This window comes from Sulfitobacter sp. R18_1 (assembly GCF_017743915.1).
Taxonomy (GTDB): Bacteria; Pseudomonadota; Alphaproteobacteria; order Rhodobacterales; family Rhodobacteraceae; genus Sulfitobacter; species Sulfitobacter faviae.
Map to the genome: position 1 here is coordinate 1 of NZ_JAGHRG010000021.1, position 26855 is coordinate 26855.

Genomic DNA, 26855 nt, shown 5'->3' on the forward strand with positions numbered 1-26855 from the left:
AGGAGAATGGATCGAGGACTATAACAACAACCACCCACACAGCGGCCTAAGATGGCGCTCGCCTCGCGAGTTCATCAAGGCTAAAACCGAAACCGCTTAGGTGTCCGGTGAAACGGGGGCCGGTCCACGTCTCCTGTCTTCCCACAAGAAACAGCATCCGAAATCTAAACAGCCTCGTATACCGCGCGGCAGTATAGCTGAGGGGGGTGAAAGGCTACTAAGGCTCTTCTTAAGAGGGGGCCGACAGCTCAACAGGATAACCTAAAGCTGGGCAGTGCCATCCGATGGGATAGATGTGGGCGACCCAATCACGCAATGCAAACCCATGCGTGCGTTCAAGGGAGCTTCACCGGGGCTGCTTCCATCTAGGCCGTAGCCGTCAACCGCTCTCATTAGGTGAAAACTTCCCAGAGCGCCGTAAAATCGCCCGAAACTATGCTCAAACTCACCGTGAAAGCATGGGAGAAGGAACCACGAATGCTAATGCAACGACTTTTAAGCACAGCCTCCGCGGCTGCTTTCGTGGTTCTACCGAGCTTAGTTTCAGCCGAAGCCGTTCTTACGGTTGCCACACCGGAACAATCAACGTCCTTCACTCTTGAAGAATTACTTGCGATGCCTCAGGCGGTGGTGGTTACATCGAATGATTACGTCGATCGCTCTGCTAAGTTTCAGGGGCCGCTTCTGCGCACTATTCTAAACATGTTTGGGATCGACCGGGAGGAAGACTTGAACATGATCGCGCTCAACGATTTTACGTCAACCGTGCCTGCCTCGGATGCTTTTGACTATGATGTCGTCTTAGCAGTGCTACGAGACGGGGAACCAATGACAGTACGAAACAAGGGGCCGATTTGGGTTATTTATCCGATGGATGACAACCCTGAGCTACACAATGATACCTACAACGACCGGCTCGTTTGGCAGCTCAAAGAAATTTCTGTCGAGTGAAGAGAAAAAGTAGAAAAATTCAAGCTATCCTCCTCGTACTCTTTGTCGGAGCTGTGCTTTTCGGTATCGGCGTGGTCCTGAAGCTCAGCGAGAGAGTCGATAGCATTCAAACGGCAGAACAAAGCGATCCGCTATGGATCGGATCGCAACTGCAGTTCGAAATGCTTCGGCTTGAAAGAGAAATTAGCAAAGCTGCACTGGGTTTCAAACCTGCGACGGATGTTGCATTGCGCTTCGACATTGCCTGGAGCCGGATCATCATCCTCCAAGAGGGAGAACTGGCCCAGGTCATCGAAACCTTCAACATCGACCAAAGCGCTCTTTTGGCGCTCGAAGACAGGTTTGAGACGCTGGAACCCCTGATTGAAGAGTTCGCCACGCAGGACATGACCGACGAAGTGCGCCTTCAAAGGGCAACAACCCTTCTGGAGGCCCTCGATGGCTTCGATATCTTAATCAGGGACTTCCTACTGGCGCTAGCGCAAGCAAAAACGACTTCGCTAACCGAATTCCGGACCGGCCTGCTCTCTTTTTCGCAGGCCATAGTCTATCTTGGCGCAACGATCCTTGTTCTCTTTGGCATATTTATTGCGTTGCTTATGCTCGAGATCCGCTTTGCCGCAAAAAGAGAAAAGGAAATGCGCGCCCTTGCGGAAGAGGCGACGTCTGCATCCCACCTCAAAATGAACTTTATGAGCATCGTGAGTCACGAGCTGCGCACGCCCCTTACATCACTCCTTGGCGGGCTGGACTTGCTAAAAGCCCGAACAAGCGCGTTTTTGGAAGACAAAGCCTCCCTAAGACTGCTGGATATATGCAGCCGCAATGGCGACCGGCTCCTTACACTTGTGAATGATATCTTGGATGCTCAGGCCCTGAGTGAGGGAAAAGTTTCGGTCAAGCAAGAGCTCACCGATCTCGCCGACGTTGTCGAATCCGCCGTGGAAGGTTGCCACGCCTATGCCAGTTCTCTTGGGGTTCACTACGAACTATCCATGCCACCAGGGCACACCTTGGCTCTTACTGATAGCGCGCGCGTGTCCCAGGTCCTAAGCAACTTACTCTCCAATGCGGCGAAGTTTACCTCATCGGGGGATGTAGTGACCGTCACTCTAGAACGGATTGGCCATAAAGCCCGGATTGAAGTGACGGATCGCGGCATTGGGATACCAGTGGAAAAACAGAAGGATCTTTTCAAAGCCTTCCATCAAGTCAATCCTGGCACGACGGGTGCAAACAAGAGCAGTGGCCTTGGTCTGAGTATCACCAAGCAGCTTATGGACCTGCTTGGTGGAAGTGTCGGATTTCGCTCAACCGAAGGAGAAGGGTCGACCTTTTGGATCGAGCTTGAGCTCTTAACAGAGACACCGATTGGGTGTTGCAGCCAAGCCCACCCCGAAACAGAAGTATCATCGTCGTGATAAACACTGGGCGCACTGTCTCAATCGTCACCACTTTCTCGCAAGAAAGCATCAAAAAATCCCGACTTCCTGTGCGATTAACGCCGCTTGAGTGCGGTTTGAGGCGCTGATCTTGCGATAAAGCGTCTTCATGTGAAGTTTAACGGTCGGCTCGGTAATATTAAGATCTCGCGCAATTTCTTTGTTGGATTTGCCTTCGGTTAAGCCTTTCATCATCTGCAACTCGCGCGGCGTGAGATTTTCGACTAGCGGATGAACGGGTGTATCACTTGGCGCAGACATAAATTCGGGTGGAACATATTGCTCGCCCAATGCCATGAATCTCAGTGCATTCAGCATAGACTTAGCCGGTAAAGTCTTGGGTATGAAACCTACGGCCCCGGCTTCTAAAGCGCGCTCTACCACCTCTCGGGTTGCCGCTCCAGAAAGCAAGGCAACCCGTTGCCCGCCCTTGAGGGACAGCGCACGCTCTAAACCCTCCAAGCCGTTCATACCTGGCATATTCAAGTCCAACAGCACCAAATCATAATGGGGGCTGTTTTCAATCATTTCACAAGCAGCCAACAAATCTGGAGCGGAATTGACCTCAATGTCACTCTGCGTCTGAAAAAACATGGCAAGCGTATCTCGCAGCAAGTCGTGATCATCCGCAACTAAAACACGCATCTATCTTCCCGATACTCTAAATATCATACTTAAAATGCACACTCTGGGCTACCAAACGCAGGTTTGAGCATAGGGCGAGGAAATGTCCATCGGGTGCGCGATTCCATTATTGAGCAACGTTTAACACCGAAGATACTTCACAACTGCCAATTATATTTGCCGCTGTCATCACACTCTTACTTTGGCAAAAATACGGCAAAATTCGGCGCTCCAGGGTCGTTGACTTCAGATGACCTATCAATACTAGATTAAACATCGCTAGTCACAGAAATTAACTTCTTCTTAGTATATTCTTCGCGATACTGTGACGCTCATCTAAAGCAATGCGTGCAAATGCACAGGATGTAGCGCGATGGAAAACAGAAAGCTGAAACCTATGGACCATGTAGAACGGGTAAATCTCCTAGAAAGAGCTTTAATCAAGTACATTGAGTTATACGGATTTATAGAAGAGGCGCGGGAATACTACGTGAAGAACTTAGAGGCGAAGGACGCACTGCCAGAACGAAAACATTAACTGTCGGCAAAGGTCCCCAGGTGCAAAGCTAGAAGTAGTATTTTACGCCGACCTCTAAAAAATCATCGCCATCTAGAGACGTCAGCGGGTCGGTGGGGTCTTCGGCGTCGATAAAGGTTGAGGAGATATCCATGCGCGCATTATCGGACAGACGGAAGGAAAGGTTCAAGTTTAGAACGTTGCTATCTGTATGGATATCGTAGAGCCCACTTATCGCGATTTCCGTATCCCGAAAGTCATTAAAATTGTAGCGTAGCGTAGCAAACAGGTCATTATCTAAGAATGTCTGAGGTTGCGTGCTGGATCTCCCATCGTAGATATACTCAGCGACCGCGCGCAGGTCCCCTCCTGTTCGAAACGCATCTCCAAAGCTGTATTCTGCGCCAACCACCCCAGAGAAGTAGTCCTCTTGACTGGTGAACTTTTGCGCGCCTTCAAACTTTAACTGCCAGTCACCGGTGGTATAGGCCAGTTCGAGCCCGACTTGGTGAATATTTTGATAGTACGCGATTGAACCGACACTATCGCCAGAAGCTAAAAATCCTTGCGTAATGGGGCTGGCCGCCTCGAAGACTTGCTGCGCCAAGGGATCGTTACTGCCCTGCCCTAGACCCTCGTATGCAGTGCGGATATCTGCATTGATCGTCGTACAGGTATCTTCAGAAACGGTGGATGATCGAAACGAGCAGCCCGGCAAATAGACTGGCTGTCTGTCGGTACCTGAGAAGAACGACAGGCCATAGTCCAATGAGCCGTCGGCAAAATTGAACGTGCGGGTATGGCGCAGGGCGATATCTAGATCATCTTTGTCTTCAAACATGGTCCGACTTTCGTCAGGAACCGCGTTAAAGCGCAGCCGCTCAGAGGCGGCCGCATAGTTCTGCTCTCGAAAGCCTGCGAGTGCGAAAAAGCTAAACGACCCATAGTACTGGGTGTCAAACGAGAGGACGGCCATTGGTTGTCCTAATCGCTGCTCTTCATCTGTCTCAAAGAACGAACCGTACTGATTGATGATATTGACCGGATTTGCTGCTTCAGACACCCCCCAGTGTACGACGTCGCTGCCGATCAGGTACCGAAGCCTGCCCGCCTGCCCCTCAAAATAGGCTTTACTTACATCAAATGACTGGGTGCCAAGACGCAGATCGCTACTGCCGTTCAGTTCGGTTACCCATCGCCCATAAGAGAGCTCTGACGACGCGGACAGCCGAAGGTTGGCAATTGTGTGGGTTCCTTGCGACGCTTGGCCTGGCAATTCACCGTCGTGGAGGAAACTACGAGCGATCAGGCCCCCTTCTCCCTCAAACGTGATGTTTTGCGCAACCGCAGAACCCGCCAGTACAGCGCTAAGCCCGAATATGCCAACGCCCCAGGATTTAAGTATTCTACGCATAGAAGTGCCCGCCCAAGAATGCCCCGGTCTCACTCTTGATGAACGCTTCTATCTAATTTGAAAACAAAATGAGGAGCACTTAGGTCGCAATTATTGAGCTTGTGTGCTTAGGAACACGCAAAGCGCTTCATCTAAGAAGGTAGGGTAAGTCGATTGTGACGGTCCGGGCTGCCAACTTCTCCCCCACCTAACAACATAGCGGCTCCCTTTTACGAGGCTCATGGCCTCACATCCGCACATAGTTGCTATTGGATCGGATAGAGCATCAAAACCTTTTAAAGTATTTGCTTTCTGACGCGCTGCAGGCACTGGACGTGTTTGCATGCCAGAGAGCCGCAAGATTAACCATTGTAGTGGCCGGTTTGATGCCATCGCCAAGCATCGGAAATCATCTGTTCCAACGTTGACCGTATCGGCGTCCACCCCAGTTCCTCCATTGCACGCGAAGAGCCTGACACCAGTTTGGTGCAATCGCCTGGGCGGCGCGGGCCAATGGTATGGGGGACCGCCTGATTGGTTACTGCACGGCTGTAATCAAGGACCTCGCGCACCGAATAGCCACTGCCGGTACCAAGGTTAAAAACCCTACTACCCTTGTCAGATTGCAGCCATTTTAGTCCTGACACATGGGCGTCTACGAGATCGCAGACATGTACATAATCGCGAATGCAGGTGCCGTCGGGCGTATCATAGTCATCACCATAGATCGTCAAAGCTGCACGCTTTCCGGAGATGGCATCAAGCATCAGTGGGATTAAATGTGTTTCTGGTTTATGGAACTCACCCACCTCGCCTTCTGGATCGGCCCCCGCCACGTTGAAGTAGCGAAATATCACATGCTGCAGATCATGCGCGGCTTCGAAGTTATGCAAGATATCTTCAATCGCCCGTTTTGATGCTCCATAGGCATTGATCGGATATTGGGCGCTGTTTTCGTCCAGTACGACATTGTCTTGATCGCCATAGGTCGCACAAGTGGAGGAAAAAACAAACTTCTTACAATCGGCGGCTACGGCTGCTTCCACCAGAGACAACGATCCGCCGACGTTATTGCGCCAATAGCGGCCAGGGTCGCTCATACTCTCACCCACTTGGCTCAGGGCTGCAAAATGCATCACAGCAATGGGGTGATGTTTGGCAAATACCTCATCCAGCCGCACCCGATCCTGAAGGTCGCCTTCCTCAAAAGGGCCGAACTTCACCGCGTCGCGCCAGCCAGTTGCGAGATTGTCATAAGTGACAGGTGTAAAGCCTGCAGCTTTCAACGCCTTGCACGCATGCGATCCGATATACCCGGCACCACCGGTTACGAGCACTTTATCCATATCACCCTCTCACTGCGCTGTCGGGTTGGCGTATCTACTTGCGTGATGCTTTGCAAATGAACATCAGATCGCTGCCCGGGGAAACTCACCCAGAAGGCAGTAAGATGCTATGATCCTGCAATGAGGTGACTTCACTGAGCGCGCGCCAAGGCCTCGCGGGTCAGTTGGTTGGGCTGAAGTCCTACATTGAACTGATAGTTCTTCCAATTCAACGTTGTGCTTTTGCCAGTGAGGTGGTTGACCATCGTCATCTGAGATGGGCGCCAAAAACGCCCTTTGTACTTTTTATAATTCTTCATGGTCAGCGTTTTATTGAGCTGCCCTTGGCGGTTGTAGTACTGGATAAGTTGATACCGTAGAGCATTGGTATCTATCCATACAGCTTGTTGAGAATATCCTGACTTAAAGATCGGTGTCCTTTGTAGAAGGTGACAAGTGCCAGCGCCAGTGGGGCATGCTTCGTCCCTTAACCACACATGCCGATAACTGGATGCATCCTGTTCGACCATATCTTCATAGGAAAATTCGCTGCCCACAAATGAGCCCGAACGACCGCTGCCCGCTATTTTCTTTACCCGCCCCGCAGCGGGAAGATACAGCCATTGACTGTCCTGTTTTCCGTTGAACGAATGGGTAAGTAAAGCAGTCCCTCGGATATCCCCGGGCCAATCGAATACCATCATGTAGCGCGTGGCACGCCCACCATTCAGCTCCAGGTTTTTGGCGGCAAAGCGGCGTTTACTGGTGGCGCCCCCCGCTGTGCGCAACGTCATATCTCCCTGCACCGTAAAATCGCCATAGCCGTTTCCAGCGGCTTCTGCGCGCTGTGCGATCTGCTGACCTTTTTGCGCATCTTGCGCAAATCCGGAGGTGGCGCCTGAGCAAATAATGACAAGCGGTATAAGCAATCTTTTGAAGATCATAGCTTTGTCCTTTCAAGAACGGCTGGTAACAAGATCAGGTCTGTGAATAGCGCCAACACAATAACTATGGTTGTTAAGCCGCCTAGGTGTTGGTTTATCAAAAAGCCACTCTGGGTCATGATGAAAAATCCGCTACTAATTGCGACAGACGTGACCATGAGGGCTGTGCCTACAGTGCGAAATGTCAGGCGCAATGCGGCTTCGCGGTCCAAACCCCGGCGTCGATGACGATTGTAATGTATCATAATGTGCACTGTATCATCCACAACGATGCCAAAGGTCATTGTCGTCACGACGGTTGACCCCAAATTGACATCTCCAATCAGCCAGCCCCACAAACCAAATGCTAAAATGGCAGGTGCGACATTTGGCACCAGACTGACGAGCCCTAAGCGGAGGTCTTTCAATGACAAAGTCATCAAAACTGACACCAGCACCAATACCGTTAGCATACCATAGATCATTGACTGATTGTTCCGCTGTGTGAGCTTGGAAAACGCGACCCCAACCCCAACAGCTCTGGTGGCAATTTGGGGTTCGTTCTCACGCAACCACGCCTCTGAACGCTGCGCAAACTGAGCAATATCTTGACCATCAGTCCCCCTCAGGACCACTGTCAGGCGGGTTTTATTCCGGTCGATATTCATCATTTGGTTCATGTCCTGCCCGAGGGGCAGTGACAGTTCGTATAGCATCATCGCTTGAGCATTGCCTTGCTGGCTCGCCGCTAATTCGTAGCTGTCCTGTGATCCGCCTGCCAAAGTCTGATTGAGCCGTTTCAAGACGTCCGTTAGGGAGCCTACAAAAAGGACCTTATCTTGGGTTCGCACCCAGTCTGTAAAACTATCAACGCGGTTCAAAAACTCTGGGGAAAAAACACTATGACCTTCCGGCGCTTGGAAGGAAAAATGCACGCTCTCCATACCAGTTAAGTGCTCCTCAATGGCATCATTATCGGTACGGAAGCTGAAACTTTCGTCAAAGTAGCGAAGGGCGCTATCATTGAACCGAATTTGCGACAGGCCTAGTAAAGCGACCACTATCGCGAGACCAAAGAGGCTCACCACGCCACGCTTATGCAGGGCGGAGGACGCAAGCTTTTCCAACTGATGCCCAGGAATGTGTACAGGCTTAAAGCACAAAGCCGGCGCTCTTCGCAAAATCAGTGGCAAGAACATCCCTGTGAGCAACCAGCCAAACACAATGCCGAAGGCCACAATGGTTCCCATCTGAGCCAGCGGGGGCGATTCAGAAAAATTCAAACATAAGAACCCAATGGCAGTTGTGATATTCGTGACCGATACGGCTGTGAGGTTCTCTTCCACAGCCTCATAAGTCGCTAATAAGCGATTTTGTGTTTGGGCCATACGGCGCGCCCACCCCAAGACCACATGGACACAAGACGCTGTGATCAGCACCATGACTGCGAGAGGGCTCGTGGCCGTGGCGGGAATAAGCGCAATACCCATCCACCCCGCAAAACCTAAGGTCGCGATCGTGCCGCTTAAGGTTACGAGAGTTGTTGCCAACCATCCGCTAATCGTGCCCAAGCCCAGCAACATCAAAAGCGTCACGACTGCGAAGGACAGTGGCACCAGGTGGCGCATGTCGCGTTGCGCAGCCTCATTGATGGAGACCCCCCCAATGACCCCGCCACTGACATGTATAGTCAAGTCAGGTGCGCGTGCCTGCCAATCGGCTTTCAACGCGCGCGCGCGTTCTGCCATATCCAATCGATCGAGTGACGCATTCTCAGAAGGAACAAGGTCAATAAAGATGCCGAAGGCTTTGCAATCAGGTGCGATCAAGCGATGCACCAACTCGGTCGACGTCAACGCAATATCTTTGACGCGTTGCGCGTCTTCCGGGCCCAGATCGGCCTCTTCGGAGAGCAAGGGCTCAATGATGATATCATCACCCTCTGCATAGCTGTGGTTAAAATTAGCTACAGAATCCACCCGCAGCACATCAGGGAGCAACCAAGCTTCTTCGGTGAAGCTTCTTAGCTGCGTCAAACCTTGCGGTGTGCACAGATCTTTTTCGCCCACTACGGCGAAAATGAGTGTATCGGACTTTGAATAGGTATCCTCAAGTTGAAGAACCGCGTTTATATCTGGGTTGTTCGGACCAAAAAAATCACGGTTATCACTGGAAAAGCTCAAGCGTAGCAGGCCGAGGCTGGCGATCAGTAAGAGCACTGCGCCCAGTGCGAAAAACATCACATCATATGTGACGATATAGTGTGCGAGCCGACGCGTGCTTAAGCGGCCCGCATGCGCCTTTTTCTCAACACGCATGAAGGCCTGCTGCTTTCATAGCAGCACAGAGCTTTTCTATAAGGCTTTTCATGCTCGTTAACTTGCAACCACGGCGTCTACCGACGAAGGGTTTGGAGAAACCAGTATGTCTTCCAGTTTTGCTTCAAATGCAGCGACGACGGCTTGCTGCTCTACCTCTGTGACCACAGCGCCATCAAAGGTAAATTGATATGATAGTCCCTTTTCGTTGGCCGCCACGTCTAGTCGCACATCGTTGTATGTGGCACCCTCGCGTGAAGGCGGTAATTGGCCTTGCAGGGCAAAGCCGATCTGGTTGAGCCGTGCGCCTGATGCCTGAAGTCGCTCGTCGAATTCCTCTGCCGCGTTGAATATATCAAAAGCTATGTGATCATTGGCTGCAGCGAGAATGCGCTTAAAGTCTGCAGCCTGCCAATCATCGTAGCCGCTGACTGGGACAATAGCTGGCAAAGTGACCGTGAAGGGGCCAAATCCTTCAGATAGCCCCAATGGACGGGCTGGCACCTCTCGTGCAACGACAATAGCTTGAGCCCCGTTTGTGGCTTCTTGCAATGCAGCAGCATAGGCTAACAGCAGATCGGCTTCTGAGAAGGTGCTCTTTAAATGCCCGTCTTTTATCTGTGCAACGCCATGATCCCGACCCATCGTTTCAGGCCCTAAGGCACGCCCGCGGTGAGGGAAGATCACTGGGCCCGGCACTTCATGTAAGACGTGGCTCCAAAAAGAACGGTCACAAAGGCCTTTGGGTGTATCTGCATGATGGGCAAGCGAGCTTAAATGAGCCAATGCATCGAACGTGTTCGTTTCCGCCTGAGCCGGAACAGCACAAAGCTCAGCCCAAAGTGCATCTTTTAGCACTTTTAGTGCCTGCGCGTCGCCTAAAGCTGCATGCATAGAGATTTGCACCTGTAGGCCGGAATCATGAGCAATCTGGCCGAACCGGAGCAATTCACCGCGCTCTACATCTAAAACGTCTTCAGGGGCCAAATGCCCTTGCGCCAGTTGAGGGGCTTCCCCCAAAGCCAAATGCGGCTGAGACCCCAGCGATAAATCGCATGTCAGCCCCATTAGAGGGAAGCGCATGAATGTCGCATAGATCGCTTGCTGGAGATCGCTGGCTCCCACGCCTGCAGGAGCATCAAATGTTAAGCGGTGCTCAAATGCGCGGCGCGTTGACGAAGAGGTAAAGCGCGCAACCGTGGTTGCAATCATACCTGCTTGCTCTTGCGTAAATGCGCGCTTGTGGGCCCCCGTCGCAGAAGTGGCTTGCCCCTCAACGTTTTCATCATCTGCACCACCTGAAGCGCGCGCTTGCTGCGCCTCAAATTCCTGCGCCAAAACTTTCGAAAGCTCGCCAATGGTGGGCGCTTTGAGAAAATGCGACGCCATGATGGATACGCCGAGCTCTGTCTCCAAGCGCATTTTAAGCTCAAAGGAGGAAAGCGAGTCCAATCCCGCTTCACTCATTGGCATCTCTAGATCGTCCGGGTTCAGCGTAACCTTGAGCAGATCAGACAAGGTAGATGTCACGAACCCTGCGATTTCGGCGACAAGAGCATCGCCAGAAAGCGAAGATAGGCGTTTGGCCAGGTCACTGTCATCTCGGCCTCGGCCACTGATCATACTGGCGAACCGCGGTGTCCGTGAAAGCGCTATATTCGTTCGGCCCGTTTGCTCCCAATCTCCACGGCCATAACAAATCCGCCCTAGCCCGGTCCGTAAAAGAGTACCAAGGGCGACCTCGGCCTCTGTGGCGTGAAGCCCAGCCATCCCGGAGGTCTCAAGATAGCTTGCCAACTGCTCGTCACGCGCAACAAAACCTGTATCCGCAATAGCTCCCCAGTCTATCGTGCCGCCTTGATGGCCATGCGCTGTTCGGTACTCTGCCAAAGCAGACAGAAAGCCATTGGCCGCGACATAGTTGCTTTGCCCCATGGCCCCGAACGTTTGGGATATGGAAGAAAAGTTTATTATAAAATCGAGGGGGGTATCGAGTGCCTGCTCTGCTTGATGCAAAGCCCAAGCCCCGACAACTTTAGGCGCCAACACGGCTTCTAAGACCTCAGGCGTCATCATGGTAATCAAGGTGTCTTTGATGACCGCAGCACCATGTAAGATGCCCGCCAGGGGCTTATCCTGATCGCCAGCAGCAGCCAGGACGGCCTCCTGCACAGCGATGCCATCCGTTGTATCTAATACTTGCTCGCGCACCTCGGTACCCCGCGCACGCATTGCCTCAAGAAGCGGTTGGTCTTCCTCCGCAAGCTTGCCCGACCGAGACGCAAGCAACAAGCGACCGGCTCCTTGGCGGCTCATCCAGTCAGCCATCGCCAAAGTAAAGCCGCGTGTCCCGCCGGTAATTAAATAGCTAGCATCTTTACGGAAGATCATTGGTTTGTCGCGATCTTCGCGAATGACAAACGCTTCTTCGTCAAAGGTCACGACCACTTTGCCTACATGCTGGGCCTGAGACATGTAACGAAAGGCTGCGCGGACCTTTGAAAGGGGGAAGTTTGTGGTGGGCAATGGGGCGAGCCGGCCTTCGCGAATATCGCTCATGACGGCATGCATCTGGCTTGCGAGGAGCTCAGGACGCTCCGTCCCCATGGCGGCAAGGTCAATAACATTAAACGACTGATTGCGGCGCATGGCTTTCATACCTACCGCATGGTCCGCATAGACGTCACGTTTGCCGATTTCCAAAAACCGACCGTATGGGGCGAGGATATCTAGCCCTTTATCAATATTGCTTCCCGGCAGAGAGTTCAGGATTAGATCCACTCCTTTGCCTTGCGTAAGCGCCATAATTTCATCGGCGTAATCAAGACTGCGGGAATTCATTACATGCGCGACACCTCGGTCGCGCAGCAAAGCGCGTTTGTCGTCACTGCCCGCAGTCGCAAATACTTCTGCCCCTGTGGCTTGAGCGATCTGAAGCGCCGCCAGCCCTACACCACCCGTGGCCACATGGATTAGAACCTTATCTCCTTCAGACAGCCGCCCTACCTCCCTGAGGGCATAATGAGCCGTCGCAAAGGCCGAAGGAATGGTGACTGCAGCATCATAGTCTAGAGCGTCATGCATCGGGATTAACCCCTCTGTGCTGATCGCAAGAAAACGCTGCAGGCAACTGCGCCCCATACCCATAACCCTGTCTCCCAGGGTAAAATCTGTGACATTCTCGCCGACTTCGACAATATCTCCAGAGAACTCTAACCCGAGGTTCTGCCAAGCAGGCTCTGCTTCTGCATCTTCTGGCAGTAAAGCCGTCACCGCCATGATGTCTCGGAAGTTCAACCCAACCGCCCGCACCTTAATGCGGACCTCATCCGCCCCCAAAGGACGGCTCGGGCACTCAAAAAGGTCTAGCCTGTCAATGACCCCTGGTTGGGGCATAGTGACTTTAAAGTTACGCGTATCCTCTGCTTCGATGGTCAGCTGGCGCTGCGGGAGATCATCACGTGCGCGCACTTTTAGACGCGCGGCATAAATCGCATCTTGGCATAGCGCGATCTCGGTTTCCTCCATCGTGCACAAGATCGCAGACGCCAGCCGCGCGTTCATCTCGCTTTGCTCTTGGGCCACATCGATATGACGGAAGTTAAGCTCAGGCAATTCCGTTGACAGGGTGCGCATTGTCGCCATCACAGAAGCCCCCGCCACACTGGAGGGGGTCAAACAGTTCTCTGCAATCGCGCGCACGTTTTTGGTGGCAATCACGATGCGCGGTAAGGTGTGAAGTCCTCGTATGTCATGCAGCGCAACCCCCATCTCGATGAGCGTTTGTACCGGGCCGCGCACAGCCTCATAGATCTCAGCTGTTGTGCAATCTTCCGCCAAATCAGGGGCAGACAAAGGCCAAGCAAAAACAATACCTTCAATAGCAGGAACTGCATCGTCCATACTGGCGGCAGGCATAAGGATATCGGCCAAAGCATCCGTGATATCCTCACCAAGCGTGTCATGTCCTAGACGAGTAACATCTGCCCCTTGTGTTTGCATCGCCTCGATGAGACTGGCGGTTTGCGCAGTGTCCTCCCCCAAGACGAGCCAGCGCCCAGGTGTCTCTTTCAAGCTCAGATCCAATTCAACTAAATCTAACTCTTCGACAATAAAATCAGGCGGCGTTTGCGCGTCTTCCGGTACGGCTGGGGTCTGGGGCATCTCTTTGGCCCTCAGGCCAGAAACGCTCAACAAAATAGCGCCGTCGGCGTCCGCGATATCTATTTTGCCGCGCCCTTGCTCATAAGAGCTGCTCTCTCCAATCGATATGTTCGCAGTGACATCCGCAGGCAGACGACCATAGCACCGTACCCGCGCAATTCCGGTCGGTAGCAGGGCGAGCTGATGCTGAGCCGCCACATCCCTATCGACCCAGAGCTGACCTGATAGAGTTTGCATACATCCGTCTAAAATTGCCGGATGGGCCACATATTTATTCAAAGTTGGCCGGCAGCTTTCATGCGCGGCAATCACGCCTACGGCGCTGTCGCGGTCCACCACAAGGCTTTGGATTGTGGCGAAGGCGGGGCCGTATGTGACAGCACCGGCCTGCTCCAACTCTTCGTAGAAAGCAGAAATATCCGGAACGTGCAGGTTCGCATCTTTCCGGTGCCGCTTCGCCAAGTTGCCAGGCCGCGCGACATCCACTGGGCGCAGTACCGCGCTGGCCCGCAACACCCATTCTTCACCGCTGTTGCGCAACCTGCTGCTTACTTCAATACGCCCGCGGTCGGGCACAAAGACTGTTTGCAACTGCACCGTCCCTTGGGCGGGCAAAAACAGCGCTTTGTGGAAACCGACATTCTCTAGTTCGAGTACTTTGTCTGGAAACAGTGCTTGCCCTGCAGCCAACATAACATCCACATACCCGGCGGCTGGAAATAGCGCCTCTCCGACATAACGGTGATCTTTCAGAAAAGGCGGGGAGGATAGGTTGATATCTTGAACCCAAACGTCCGCCGGCCCTGGGGTGCGGAGCCCCAAGAGGGGGTGGTCAGGACAGGTGAAAAGTTGGAAATTTGAATCTTCTGAGTCCGCCCAGTAGCGGTCAGTATCCCAAGCATAGCTTGGAAGGGAAATGCTGCTATCTCTAGAACCATAGAGAGCTTGCCAGTCTAGATTGACCCCCTGCACAAAGAGCTCAGCCGCCGCTGCAGCAAAATAATCCAAGTCTGGATACTTGTGGCTCATAGATGACACCACATCTATCGCCGCCCCAGAGGCTAGCGCAGTGCTTGCGGTTAAAGGTTTGAGTGTTGTGTGTGGCCCAATCTCGAGAAAGGTCGTAGCGCCCATCTCAATCGCCGCCTCAATCGCATCCATATAGCGCACAGATTGACGCAGGTTCTGCCAGCAGTAATCTAAATCGAGACGGGTCTCTAACTTGCCTGTTACGGTAGACAAGAAATCCACTTTAGGCTGGGACCAGCGGATTTCTCCGACTTCACGCCGCAACCAATCTTCTGCTTCTTCCAAAAGATGGGAGTGCCAGGCGCCATCAATCTTCAACAATCGGATAAAAGTGTCTGGGTAGGTGGCCTCAAACTCCGTAACAAAGGCTTCAATCGCAGCCTTTTGTCCACTTATGGTCGTAGCGCCCGGCCCGTTTCGTCCGGCAATATCGATCGTTCCGTTGTCAGGCAGCATTGCCTCGACATCCTCTGGCGGCAGCCCCACGGCAGCCATCGCCCCTGGACGCGTTATATGGTCCAATATTGTACTGCGCTTGGATAAGTAGCGTACGGCGTCCTTTAGCGATGTGGCGCCACATTCAATCGTGGCAGCAACTTCGCCAACGCTGTGCCCCAAAACCATGTCCGTCGTAACACCCCAATGGCGCCATAGGGCCGTCAACGCATATTGCACAGCGACCAGAGCGGGCTGGGTCACCCACGTCTTATCAACATTACTGGCCTCTTTGTTTTTGGCCATTTCAGCCAGCACCGACCATCCACTGACAGCAGCATAAGCCGCGTCAAATTCCTCAATAGCAGCTTTGAAAACAGGCGCATGAGCCATCAGGTCACGCGCCATATTCCATGACTGGTTGCCCTGCCCTGAATAGGTAAACACCAGCTTCGGCACATGTTTGACCTGCCCCATGCGAACATGTTCTGGCAACTCACCGGGCAGTTCTTCTGCGCTGAGAGCCTCAAGGCCTGAAAGCAGATCCTGTTCTGACTTGCATAAGATAACTGCCCGGTAAGAATACATTGCCGGGCCATCTGCTAAGCTTGCCGCCAAGCGGCTGAGTGAAACCTCTGCCAAAGAGCCATTTTGACGAGCCTGCAGAAGATTGCGCGCAGCCCCCGAAAGGGCCTTGGGAGAGGCGGCACTCAGAGGAACCAAAATAGGGCTACTTGTTTGAGTGCTATCGGGCGCTGAAACCGCAGATGTCTCCTTCTGAAGCGCCCCCTCTTGGCAGGGCGCCGAAGCAATTAGTGTGGAAGCATTGGTGCCGCCAAAACCAAAGGAGTTTACGATTGCGCGTCGCTCCCCGGCGACCGCAGGGAAAGGCGTGATCTTCTGGGGAACTTCTAGATTAAGTGCATCCAGCGGGATCGCCGGATTGGGGTCATCAAACCGGCGGTTGGGCGGGATTTCTCCTTTCTGTAGGGAGAGAACAGCCTTGATAACACCCGCCATACCTGCGGCCGATTCAAGATGACCCACATTGGGCTTAATTGAGCCAATATACAACTTGCGGTCCGCAATGCGCCGCCCAATGGCTTGACCAATGGACCCCGCTTCAATGGGGTCACCGATCGGCGTGCCGGTGCCATGTGCTTCAGCATAGCCCACCTCCGCTGGAACACGCCCTGACTTTGCAAATAGCTGCTCGATAACATCTATCTGGGCCTCTGGGCTGGGAGCCGTCATCGTACCCGTTTGGCCATCTTGATTGACCGCTGTGGCTTCAATCACCGCATGAATACGGTTGCCATCGCGCATCGCTGCATCCAAAGGCTTCAGCAGCAAAGCCCCTACCCCTTCTCCTCTCACATAACCATTTGCTGTCTTGTCAAAAGTCGATAGCTGTCCTGTCGGGGACAGCATGCCAGCTTTTGAAAAAGCGACGAACGCGCCAGGGTGAGCAATTACGTTAACGCCGCTGACGAATGCCATGTCGCAACTGCCCGCCTGGAGATGACGCACGCCCTCATCCAAGGCGACCAAAGAAGACGAGCAAGCGGTATCTACCGATACACTGGGACCTGACAGATTAAGGCGATGTGATACCCTATTGGCCACAATGGACATCGCATAGCCAGTGCCTGCATATTTTTCCTCATCTGCCGTGTTCATCTCGCGGATGGTTTTGTAGTCAGATTGAGAAACCCCAACAAAGACGCCGGTACGCTGGCCTACCACGTCATCCATCTTGATCTGTGCGTCTTCAAGGGCCCCATATACCGCCTGCAAAACGAGCCTTTGCTGGGGGTCCATGCTGGCTGCTTCTCTCGGCGCAAGGCCAAAGAACTTAGGGTCAAATTGATCAATCCCAGGCAGGATCCCTGCCCATTTTGTGTAAGACTTTCCGAGAGCTTCAGGGTTGGAATCGTAGAACTTTTCGGTGGAAAAACGCTCATTGGGGATTTCAACAATCCCGGTGTCTTGCTCACAAAGCATCTGCCATAGACTGTCTGGATTATCTTCTGCGCCGGGAAACCGAAAAGCCAGTCCGATGATTGCGATTTTGGTGGCGTTATGAGGTTTGGTACTATCGTTTGCTGCAAAGGGCATTGATCTCATCTACCTTCTGTCCCTGTTCGGATCTGAGGCGCTTAGAGAATATTACGCCCCTCGAACTTGTTCTACGGCCGCTAGACCGACAGTGATCGCGATGCTTTTTTCTGTAAATACTCCACCAGAACCGGAGATTTACCCAGACTTTTTTGCATAATTCGACATTTTGCCCTGATCCGGTACCCGGACGACGAAAGATGCAAAGAGAGCAAGTGAGGCCTTTTAACATCGAAACGACCCTCAGAATGCCGCTGAGGCCCATGACAACCCCATACCAAAGTATGGGTTGGAAAATCTATTAGGATGCCAAGTACGTCAATTAACAGCAGAGCTTGAAGCGGCTTCAAGGGTTTGCCTCTGAGGCGCGAGTTGTTTCTGCGGCTCCCTCGAGGTCAATATGGCCCATAGTCTTCTGACTGCACGACCCGCTTCACCCTAAGTTTCCGCGTCTGCCATTCCTGCACTTGCCCGAATCCATAAGGACTGTCTGTAAGAAGTCCCACTGGATCGAGGCTGCGCTGTTTCCCAATCCACCCCAATCAGGTGCCATTAGCGGGATTGACCTGACGCCGTGCACAGCACTGATCATGCTGTGGCCCTAACCCCACGCCCAGACCCCCAAAAGCACATATAGCCGATTGATAACATACCAAAGTTATGGTCTATATACTTTAGATATTAACCGCGCCGCCCTTATTATGGGGTGAAGAGAGGTAGTACCCCCATGGCTAACACTGTTTTACAAGCCGGACCACAGATCAGCATTCCTATCAACGCGCTGCAGTCAGACATTGCGCGCTATAGTCGTCGGGGTGATACCCTGACTATCCAATTGAAAAATGGTGATACGATCACCGTCAATGATTTCTACAAGCCTGCAGCGGACGGCTCCTTGCATAGCCTCACCCTGCGCGACAACACCAACGTCGACATTCAAGATAAGCCCGAGGAAGAACTCACCCCAGAGGAGCAAGCCGGGCTTCTTTCAGCAGGCTTGGCCGGCTTAGGGCTCGCCATGTCTGGCGGCGGCAGCAGTGCAGATGACGACGATGGCGATGCTGATGCCGACGCCGATGCGGATGCGGATGCCGACGCGGATGCCGATGCGGATGCGGATGCCGACGCGGATGCCGACGCCGATGCTGATGCGGACGCTGATGCAGACGCAGACGCCGATGCAGATGCGGACGCGGACGCAGATGCCGATGCTGATGCAGACGCAGACGCCGATGCTGATGCAGATGCCGACGCGGACGCAGATGCCGACGCGGATGCCGACGCAGACGCGGATGCTGATGCAGACGCTGATGCGGACGCCGACGCTGATGCAGATGCTGATGCGGACGCCGATGCTGACGCAGACGCCGATGCTGACGCAGACGCTGATGCCGATGCAGACGCGGACGCCGATGCAGACGCTGATGCGGATGCTGATGCGGACGCCGATGCTGACGCAGATGCAGATGCAGATGCTGATGCGGACGCCGATGCTGACGCAGACGCTGACGCTGATGCAGATGCCGATGCAGACGCGGACGCCGATGCAGATGCGGACGCCGATGCTGATGCGGACGCCGATGCGGACGCCGACGCTGATGCAGATGCCGATGCTGATGCGGATGCCGACGCTGATGCAGACGCCGATGCGGATGCGGACGCCGATGCCGATGCGGATGCTGACGCAGATGCCGACGCCGATGCGGATGCTGATGCCGACGCTGATGCAGATGCTGATGCGGACGCCGATGCTGACGCAGACGCAGACGCTGATGCCGATGCAGACGCGGACGCCGATGCAGATGCGGATGCGGACGCCGATGCTGATGCGGACGCCGATGCGGACGCCGACGCTGATGCAGATGCCGATGCGGACGCCGACGCTGATGCAGATGCCGATGCTGATGCGGATGCCGACGCTGATGCAGACGCCGATGCGGACCACGGCTTCGTCGATCCCATCCTTTCCGATGAAGGCCTGCTCGGGGATGTGACCGGGAACAATGGGCCTTTAGGCCCCGTTACGGGCTCCGAAGGATTGCTGGGCGACCTTCTCGGTGACGGAACCCCCTTGGGAGAAGTTGGAGAGGAACTATTAGGTCAGCCTGTAATCGGAGACGGAGATATATCTGAGGATATCGGTCTGGTTGACGGTATCATTGCCGACGATGGCCTGCTTGGTCCTGTCACTGGGAATGATGGCATTCTTGGTGATGTCACGGGCTCCGAAGGTCTTCTTGGCAATCTGATTGGCAACGATGGTGTCTTGTCGGATGTCACTGGGGCAGACGGCTTGGTTGGTGGCTTGGTGGGAACCGGTACACTTGGAGAAACCGATGGAGACGGCGGTGACGGCGGCCTTCTGGATGGCCTTCTCGGCGACGGCAGTGGCCTGCTTGATGGCGTCACAGGCGAAGACGGTCTCGTCGGTGGCCTCCTTGGCGGTGACAGCGGTCTACTCGATGGCGTCACAGGTGAAGACGGTCTCGTCGGTGGCCTCCTCGGCGGTGACAGCGGTCTGCTCGACGGCGTCACAGGCGAAGACGGTCTCGTCGGTGGCCTCCTCGGCGGTGACAGCGGTCTGCTCGATGGCGCCACAGGCGAAGACGGTCTCGTCGGTGGCCTCCTCGGCGGTGACAGCGGTCTGCTCGACGGCGTCACAGGCGAAGACGGTCTCGTCGGTGGCCTCCTCGGCGGTGACAGCGGGCTACTCGACAGTGTCACAGGCGAAGACGGTCTCGCTGGAGGCTTGCTCGGCGGCTTAGGTGGTGGACAAGATGACATCGTCTAACCGGTAGCCCTGCGGAACAATTACAGGCCCCACATGACATGTGGGGCCTGTTTTCTTTTGGGCGACTGTTGAGAGAAAGCGCCGACCTAATGCAAAAGGCGGCTCCAACCTCGGGTGGTGCCGGCCATGACCATAGCTCCAAACAAGCATTTTGATTTGGAAGGCTGCCTACGTCCGCAACAAGCCTCAACGACAAGCGCAGATTAGACCTTTCGAAAGCCCGAAAGATGCTGGAAGAGGCCGGTGCTGTTTGAGCCTTTAACCAATATAATGTCACCTGCAGTGACCTGTTGGGTCAGGATGCCTTCAAGGTTCTTCACGTCTAAAATGACGAACCTGGGGTCATTGCCAACCAATGGCAGGCTTGCCTTGAGTTCATCACCGACAAGATAGACGGCATCCAAAGGTTTCTCTTTGAGAAAGTTGAGAAGCGCATCATGTTCTGCTCGGCTCTGCTCACCAAGCTCTGCCATATCTCCAAGAACAACCATCCGTTTCCCGCAGCAGGGCATCGCAAGCATTTCATCTAGCGCCGCCCGCATTGAGGCCGGATTAGCATTGTAGGAATGATCCAATATCTTTGCAGGACCTTCCGCAGTGGCCAAATCGATAATCTGGCCGCGCCCTACGTCCTTTGCAAAGGTGGTCAAACGCTCAAGCATTGGCCCAATCGGTTGATCCAGTACATTGGCGACTGCAGCGACCGCCATTACATTATCAACCGCGTAGCGCCCCCTGCTCAGAGTGGGGACAATATGACAATCCCCAAAGACGTTCAGCGTGACTTGCATTGCTGATGGATCTGAGGATGTCGGAAAGATGTCAGCCGTCTCAGACCAGCCGTAGGTCACAATCCTCAGTCCTCTACGTTCGGCGGCAGCCTCCACAATCTCATATTCGCTCATATCCCGGTTTAGGATGGCTACGCCCTGGTCGGGCATCTCAGAGAAAATCCGCGCCTTTTTCTGAGCGATGGTGGCCGTGTTCGTATGGTAGGCCAAATGTGCGGGATGAATATTGGTGAACACCGCAATGTCTGGTCGCGCCAGTCGGCTGTTATCTTGCATTTGCCCGATGGCCATCTCCAGAACGCAATATTGCGTATCCGTAGGAGCGCAACACAGGTTCCAAGCAAGTCCGCGCGCCATATTAGCGCTAAAGCGGGTGGCGTGAACCTTGCCGGCCGCACCAAGGCAATGGGCAATCATTGATGTCACAGTGGTTTTCCCCGCGCTTCCCGTAACACCCACCACTGGGCAGAGGAGTGATCGACGCGCATCTTTCGCCAAGGTCATCAACGCGGCGCGCATATCTGGGACACGCAAGACAGAGCTCGCTTGGTCAAAAGCTCCGCTATTGCCGCTTACAATCGCGAGGCGCGGGAAAATCGCGTTCTTTTCCAGATCCTTATACGGAATGCCAAATCGGTCATCCGCATGGCGCACAAAAACGATATCATCTTCTCGAAAGCTTGGGGCGAAGGTGGAAACGCCATTCAGCTCTAGCTTTTCACTGGGAGGCATCAGCCATTCCGACCCCGGCAAAAGGTCGGTTATATTCTCTGTCGACCAGCGCGCCTGACCCGCGGCAGTGACCCGGCGGCGCTTTTGTTGATCGCAAAGCTCGATAAAACGATCGCGGTCCTTCAGATAGGAGCGATATGCGATCAACCCAGAAAGGTAGTGTTCAACATCATCAATGCGCACCCGGAACCCATGATGTCGAATAAAGAAGCTTCCAGTGACCGAGGCCGGATTTCTGAAGTGCATTGCGACTTCCGGAAAGAAGAACCCATTGGCCAGATACTGCGCCCTATGTTCCATCGCCTCGCGAAACGCATCGAGATCCAGCTCATCAACCACCTGTACCAGTGAAGCATCCCCTAGGGCTCTTTGCAGCAGTAGGCGGGTGGCGCAACATAGCTCCAGAAGGGTGGGAAAGGTGGTGATCCTTTCGCGGATAAAGGGCAAATAGTCTCGGACGTTGCGGACACCAAACGCAATATACTTTGGGTCCGTATAATGGCGAGACAGCTCATTCACACAATATGCCAGCCAGTGATCGTTGTACTGCCAATACTCTTTGGCGATAAAATAGTCGACGGCACGGCGTGTCGCATCCAGCCAGCGTTGATCGCCAGTGGCTCCATACAATCGCATCAGCGCAAACGCCGCTTCGCCATCATAGTAAACTGTGCGGAAATCTTCCCTCGGGGTCAGTGTCTCCGCATCTAGAATGTGACAAAAGCTACCGTTTTCTTGTTGCATTGACACAATGCCATTGCCCAAACGAAGAGCCAGTTCGAGTACAGTTTTGTCACCGGTGACTTCGAAGAACTTACAACACGCCAAGATGGCAACAGCATTACCACCTAGCTTTACCTCATTGCCCCGGTCCATCAGAAAGGCCGACGCACCGCTCGGCTGGCTGCGGTATTTTACAAGGTTTTTCGCAATCTGCCTTAAAGACCGATCAATGGCCTCACGCAGCACAGGGCTTTGCAACAGCTCATAGGCCTCGCACAGAGCATAGGTGCTGCTGGCATGCCGCAAAGTGTTGTAATGGTTGATAGGGCGATCAAAGCACGGATGCTTTCCATAATGGAACAAGCCGTCATCTTTCACCTGAGCCGCAAGATACTCAGCACTCTCACGTATCACCCTATCAAGGTTATCGGGCTGCATGAGGTTGAAGACACGTCGCCCCCCATTCAGCCCGGAAGGTTCGAGGTCAACCACTTCTCCTCGATCGTCGTCACGAAACATCCCCTCAGATGAAAACAGATAGACGGTGTCTGAATCGTCTGGAGCTTCAAACGCTTCCCCAAAGCGCCTCTTCCAGTAAACTTGGACGTTGTTGAGGTTCATTTCACAATGCGGAATCTTTGCACCCTTATAAAACAGGGCACTTCCGTTCAGTTCACCTTCGGTGACCGCATGCTTGAACCCTGCATCAAGAGACATCCCTTTGCGACTGTAGTTGCGCTTCACTTTCTGGAGGGCAGCTTTGTAGGTGGAAAAGGAAACCTCTTGTACTGACGTGGGCCAATCCAAACGCACATGGCGGCCGCCAAGCAGTTGCATAGAGCCCTTTTCCTCTAACCTTAAGCGCAACTCGTCTATGCTCGAAGCTGTGATCGTTCTGACCCGCGCGCGACTTTCGCCATCTGTGGCGGACACAAAAACGACAAAACGGGGATAAGGGGCCGGCAAAGGAGACACACGAGCGGTGAGCTTATCGATGAAATGCGATACTGAAGTGGTCATGATAAAATTCATCGCGCGCGCTGATCATAGCGGCAAAATGCCAAGAGAGCCCTGCAGCGCGACATCTCCTCCTAACCCCTTAATTTTTCAAACCATTCTCAAGTAAAAATCAAGAAGAGGCAAGGCTGGTGATCCTGCCATACAAACGGCACAGGGCGCGCATATTCTTTGAAACCGCAGGTCTATTCCTGCGGGTCTTGTACCTTAAATGACAAGAAATATGGAGCGGTTCTGGCTGACCTGCCGTAGCAACTGCGCCGCTCATTCTATCAGTTTTGCAGAACCCTGGCCGCCACCTCCTGGGCGAGCTGCTGTAGATCATCCCTATGCCAGGATGCAGCATTTCCAATTATGGAGGCCTGTGGCCCTTCCGGGGTGAGAATAACATTAAGGTGGAGCTCAAATCCGCTATCGACTTCTTTCGGCAAGTCTATCCGCTCCAAGGATATGAAGCCGAAAGAAACTTTCCCAACCATAGCCTCCTCAAAAATCTTGCGAAAAGGAGAACTTGAGAAACGTCCCGTAGGGGCCCGCATATGAACAAGAAAACGCATCCAGTCCGCATTGGTCCGTACTTCCTGCCCCATTGAAGTGCCTTCATCTAAGGCCATGGTTGGCAGCATCTCGGCAGAGGCTGATATTCGATCTGAGACCCAGACAGGGCCTGCCCCGCGGGCATAACGAAGGGGAAACTCGATCATTTCAGCGCCGATGAAAGACGCCATTTCTGCCTCCCGTCGCCCGACCACGCTGTGCACCAACATGGCCTGCTGTCCGGCATGAGCGCAAAGCGTCTCTGAAAATGCTGCGTGTAGATGGCAGAACGCCGAAGCTCCTGTGCTTTTAGACAAACGCCCCAAGTCAGCGGAAGCCTGGGATGTCAGAATGTTGTTAACTGTATTCGTTCTGCCGATGCTTCGGGGGGATAATGACGCCAAATCAAGCGCTTCTCGACCAATGTTCAACCTATCTGGCAAAGGATACAACGCCTTTCGCCAGAACGCTTCTTTCTCCGCGGAACGTGCCAAGAGCTGCTTGTTTCGGTGCGAAATAAATTCACCGTGTGACAATGGCTTTGCACAGACAGGCATACTCAGCGCATGTTTGAGCAGCTCTTCAAGTAGCAAAGCAATGCTATAGCCATCGATGACGGCATGATGAATGCGCACCAAGATCACATCCCCCGCGCCGCCGAACTTTAGCAGGCGCATTTCAAACATGGGATCGGAGAGCGCGGTCAACGGGTCTGCACAGCGTTCCGAGAGGGCACTCTTCTGCGCTTCCTCAGACATTTCGCCCAGGTCTTCTACAATCAATCCAATCGGATGGTTGGGCAAAATCTCAGCCCGCCAATCCTCGCCACGCTCAACCAAGCGCAGACGCAAGGAATCATGCCTCTCCACAAGCCGATTGAAGGCTCGGCGCAACGTTCGTGCGCTTACTCCCGGCGTGATACGAACGGCCCATGAGATCGTTTGGTTGAGATGAAACCCCCTGGAGGTTTCGGGATCAAGCGCCGCGGCCAACATACGCTGTTGGTAGTGAGAAAGCGGGAAGAACCTTCCTTGCTGCAAAGCGGGTATTGGCGCTGTCATATACGTCTAGGGCCTCCCTTACAGGCGTAGCCATTCTATGGCGGGACCTTATATGAGCAAAAATAATGACATGAGCGAAACACCTCAGGCAACAAAAGAACGCAAACGGGCGGAGATCAAACGGCGACGCCTGGCGCCCTCATCTAGAAATCACCACTTTCAATGATATCCCCGCACATGCCCCTCTATCTCTTCGGCAAGCCCCTGAAGATCAGCGGTACTCCAGCCTGCGGCATCCCCGATAAGAGAAGCTTGCAGCCCGCTTGGCGCGGGGTAGATGTTAAGTTGAGCCTCAAAATCGGTCTCTGTGGTCTTGGGCAAGGCCAACCGCTCCAACGTCACGAACCCAAAAGACACTTTCCCTTCGAGAGCCCCCTCGAAGAGCTTACGGAAAGGCGAAGATGACATCCGGCCTGTAGGTGTAGGAATATGCACGAGAAACCGGTACCAATCTCCATCTTCGGCCTGCAGTTCTCGGCCTGTAGGCGTTTCTGCGCAGAAAGCTCTCGTTGGCACCATCTCAGAGGATGCTGCCAACTGCTGAGACACCCAAGCCGGTCCTGCGCCTTTGCAGTACCTGATCGGTAGCAAAAGCATCTCAGCACCAATGAAAGACGCAACCGCCGCATTCCGGCGCCCGAGTATGCTATGCACCAGAACCCTATCTTGTCCCGCTTGCGCACAAAGAGCCTCGCAGAACGCGGCATACAAGTGGCAAAAAGGCGATACTTCCGTGGCCTTCGCCAAAGCCTTGATAAGCGCAACCGTTTGCGGTTTGAGAAAATTCCTCAGCGTGTTGGTAGGGCCGGTGTTGCGGGTCGACAAAGGGGGAAGCCCCTTGGCTTGACGCCCAACAGGCAGCCTCTTTGGAAGAGGAAGCAGCGCCTTCCGCCAAAACTCATCCTTTGCAGAAGCATTTTCATCCAGCTGATTGCGGCGATAGGCTATAAAATCCACATGGGACAAAGGCACATCAGTAACAGGCATGCTCAATACATGCTTGAGTAGCTCCTCCAGCAACAAAGCCACGCTGTAACCATCAATGATGGCGTGATGTATGCGCGCCAAGATCACATCCCCCGCGCCGCCAAACTTCAACAATCGCATGTCGAACATCCGCTCGGACAAAGCGGTAAGGGGCACTTCGCAAAAAGACATGACCGCAGCCTGTTGCCGCTCATCAGACATGTCACCTAGGTCTTCCACAAGAAGCCCGCTGGCATGTTCGGGTAGGATCTCAGCATGCCAGCCAGTGCTGATCTGGGTGATACGCAACCGCAATGAGTCATGCCGTTCGACCAGCTTATCGAAGGCGCGCCGAAGGGTGCGAGAACTTACACCAGGGGTAACCTTCAAGGCCCAAGAAATTGTCTGGTCTTGATGGAAGGCATCAGGAGTGTCGGGATCAAGTGCAGCAGACAGCATGCGATGTTGATAGTCAGAGAGCGGCGCGTATCTTCTCTTCCGAAGAGCGGGGGATGTCATAGCCGTCCTTTGCCTCGCTCCTAGGTGAATGCTACCTCACACGTTTCCAGCTTTGTCCGTCACAGAGCATGCCAAGACAGCCTTCGACACGCAGCTCAGTCTCACGCAAGCGAACCTTAGCCCTATAGACTTTGCGGTTCTCGGCGTCCCAAACCCTACCATTTGCCCATTCAGTTGGGCTTACTTGCTCGAGATCCCAAAAGATTGGCCGGCCGACGATCTCTGTATGCGGGGTTCTGAATGTCTTATGAACATAACCACAAAGTAGTGCGCTATTGTCGTTGCAGGGCGCCACTTTGACGTGCAGATAGGCCCCAGTTCGCCCCTTCTCAGTCAACCAAATGCCAAAGGGCGTAAACCTCCGGCGGCGGCCGTCTGATCTCGGGTTCGATCCGATGATAAGTCCGACCTTATGTCCGACTTTATCAACCGCCCTCAAATCGAAGTTCTTTCCGCTGCCGATGGTGATCGCCGCCGGT

Annotated in this window: 15 protein-coding genes; 5 read left to right on the forward strand and 10 right to left on the reverse strand. The window is 53.7% G+C overall.

All coding sequences use genetic code 11. The features are described from left to right. From J7392_RS23490 to J7392_RS24465, 3 genes are all read left to right on the forward strand, one after another. Positions 1–100, forward strand: a 100-nt coding sequence (locus tag J7392_RS23490; protein WP_209219775.1) for an integrase core domain-containing protein, incomplete at its 5' end; no start/stop codon positions are given. Between the two features lie 377 nt (positions 101–477). After that, positions 478–951 carry a molybdopterin-dependent oxidoreductase gene (locus J7392_RS23495; RefSeq protein ID WP_209219763.1) on the forward strand — a complete coding sequence of 158 codons (474 nt, stop codon included), beginning with the start codon at positions 478–480 and terminating at the stop codon, positions 949–951. Then, positions 948–2372, forward strand: coding sequence for an ATP-binding protein (locus J7392_RS24465; RefSeq protein WP_209219764.1), 1425 nt, complete (start codon positions 948–950; stop codon positions 2370–2372). Before J7392_RS23495 ends, J7392_RS24465 begins: the two co-directional genes overlap by 4 nt. Before the next feature lie 51 nt (positions 2373–2423). On the opposite strand, the gene J7392_RS23505 is transcribed toward J7392_RS24465, so the two are convergent. The 6 genes from J7392_RS23505 to J7392_RS23530 form a co-directional block, all read right to left on the reverse strand. Next, positions 2424–3038 (reverse strand): response regulator transcription factor, encoded by a 615-nt coding sequence (locus J7392_RS23505; protein WP_209219765.1) that lies wholly within the window; start codon positions 3036–3038, stop codon positions 2424–2426. A gap of 545 nt (positions 3039–3583) precedes the next feature. Further along, positions 3584–4948 carry a hypothetical protein gene (locus J7392_RS23510; protein ID WP_209219766.1) on the reverse strand — a complete coding sequence of 455 codons (1365 nt, stop codon included), beginning with the start codon at positions 4946–4948 and terminating at the stop codon, positions 3584–3586. A 341-nt stretch (positions 4949–5289) separates the two neighbouring features. Beyond that, positions 5290–6273: a UDP-glucose 4-epimerase GalE gene (gene galE, locus J7392_RS23515; RefSeq protein WP_209219767.1), complete on the reverse strand. Its 984-nt coding sequence runs from the start codon at positions 6271–6273 to the stop codon at positions 5290–5292. A gap of 131 nt (positions 6274–6404) precedes the next feature. Beyond that, on the reverse strand, positions 6405–7196 hold the full coding sequence (locus J7392_RS23520) for an outer membrane lipoprotein-sorting protein (protein ID WP_168612805.1): 792 nt from the start codon (positions 7194–7196) through the stop codon (positions 6405–6407). Next, positions 7193–9493, reverse strand: coding sequence for an MMPL family transporter (locus tag J7392_RS23525; RefSeq protein ID WP_209219768.1), 2301 nt, complete (start codon positions 9491–9493; stop codon positions 7193–7195). Before J7392_RS23525 ends, J7392_RS23520 begins: the two co-directional genes overlap by 4 nt. 57 nt (positions 9494–9550) lie before the next feature. Beyond that, on the reverse strand, positions 9551–17239 hold the full coding sequence (locus J7392_RS23530; RefSeq protein ID WP_209219769.1) for a type I polyketide synthase: 7689 nt from the start codon (positions 17237–17239) through the stop codon (positions 9551–9553). 1043 nt (positions 17240–18282) lie between these two features. On the opposite strand from J7392_RS23530, the gene J7392_RS24315 reads away from it, so the two are divergent. Both J7392_RS24315 and J7392_RS24320 read left to right on the forward strand, forming a co-directional pair. Continuing rightward, positions 18283–19233 carry a hypothetical protein gene (locus tag J7392_RS24315; protein ID WP_247744749.1) on the forward strand — a complete coding sequence of 317 codons (951 nt, stop codon included), beginning with the start codon at positions 18283–18285 and terminating at the stop codon, positions 19231–19233. A 77-nt stretch (positions 19234–19310) separates the two neighbouring features. Continuing rightward, positions 19311–20030 (forward strand): hypothetical protein, encoded by a 720-nt coding sequence (locus J7392_RS24320; protein WP_247744750.1) that lies wholly within the window; start codon positions 19311–19313, stop codon positions 20028–20030. A gap of 203 nt (positions 20031–20233) precedes the next feature. Here the strand turns inward: J7392_RS24320 and J7392_RS23540 are convergent, their stop codons facing one another. The 4 genes from J7392_RS23540 to J7392_RS23555 all read right to left on the reverse strand — a co-directional run. Further along, positions 20234–23296 (reverse strand): UDP-N-acetylmuramoyl-tripeptide--D-alanyl-D-alanine ligase, encoded by a 3063-nt coding sequence (locus J7392_RS23540; RefSeq protein ID WP_209219771.1) that lies wholly within the window; start codon positions 23294–23296, stop codon positions 20234–20236. 269 nt (positions 23297–23565) lie between these two features. Then, entirely contained in the window at positions 23566–24891 is a 1326-nt protein-coding gene (locus J7392_RS23545; RefSeq protein ID WP_209219772.1) for a condensation domain-containing protein, read from the reverse strand. A gap of 159 nt (positions 24892–25050) precedes the next feature. Next, a complete protein-coding gene (locus tag J7392_RS23550) occupies positions 25051–26376 on the reverse strand; it encodes a condensation domain-containing protein (RefSeq protein WP_209219773.1) in 1326 nt (441 codons plus the stop codon). Between the two features lie 31 nt (positions 26377–26407). Continuing rightward, positions 26408–26855: DUF2147 domain-containing protein (locus tag J7392_RS23555; RefSeq protein WP_209219774.1), on the reverse strand; the 448-nt coding region annotated here is incomplete at its 5' end.

Excerpts from the sequence above, each read along its gene's own strand:
- J7392_RS23510 (WP_209219766.1), bottom strand. The coding sequence starts at position 4,948 with ATGCGTAGAATACTTAAATCCTGGGGCGTTGGCATATTCGGGCTTAGC.
- J7392_RS23520 (WP_168612805.1), bottom strand. The coding sequence starts at position 7,196 with ATGATCTTCAAAAGATTGCTTATACCGCTTGTCATTATTTGCTCAGGC.
- J7392_RS23525 (WP_209219768.1), bottom strand. The coding sequence starts at position 9,493 with ATGCGTGTTGAGAAAAAGGCGCATGCGGGCCGCTTAAGCACGCGTCGG.
- J7392_RS23495 (WP_209219763.1), top strand. The coding sequence starts at position 478 with ATGCTAATGCAACGACTTTTAAGCACAGCCTCCGCGGCTGCTTTCGTG.
- J7392_RS23550 (WP_209219773.1), bottom strand. The coding sequence starts at position 26,376 with ATGACATCCCCCGCTCTTCGGAAGAGAAGATACGCGCCGCTCTCTGAC.
- J7392_RS23530 (WP_209219769.1), bottom strand. The coding sequence starts at position 17,239 with ATGCCCTTTGCAGCAAACGATAGTACCAAACCTCATAACGCCACCAAA.
- J7392_RS23545 (WP_209219772.1), bottom strand. The coding sequence starts at position 24,891 with ATGACAGCGCCAATACCCGCTTTGCAGCAAGGAAGGTTCTTCCCGCTT.
- galE (WP_209219767.1), bottom strand. The coding sequence starts at position 6,273 with ATGGATAAAGTGCTCGTAACCGGTGGTGCCGGGTATATCGGATCGCAT.
- J7392_RS24315 (WP_247744749.1), top strand. The coding sequence starts at position 18,283 with ATGACGACGATGGCGATGCTGATGCCGACGCCGATGCGGATGCGGATG.
- J7392_RS23505 (WP_209219765.1), bottom strand. The coding sequence starts at position 3,038 with ATGCGTGTTTTAGTTGCGGATGATCACGACTTGCTGCGAGATACGCTT.
- J7392_RS23540 (WP_209219771.1), bottom strand. The coding sequence starts at position 23,296 with ATGACCACTTCAGTATCGCATTTCATCGATAAGCTCACCGCTCGTGTG.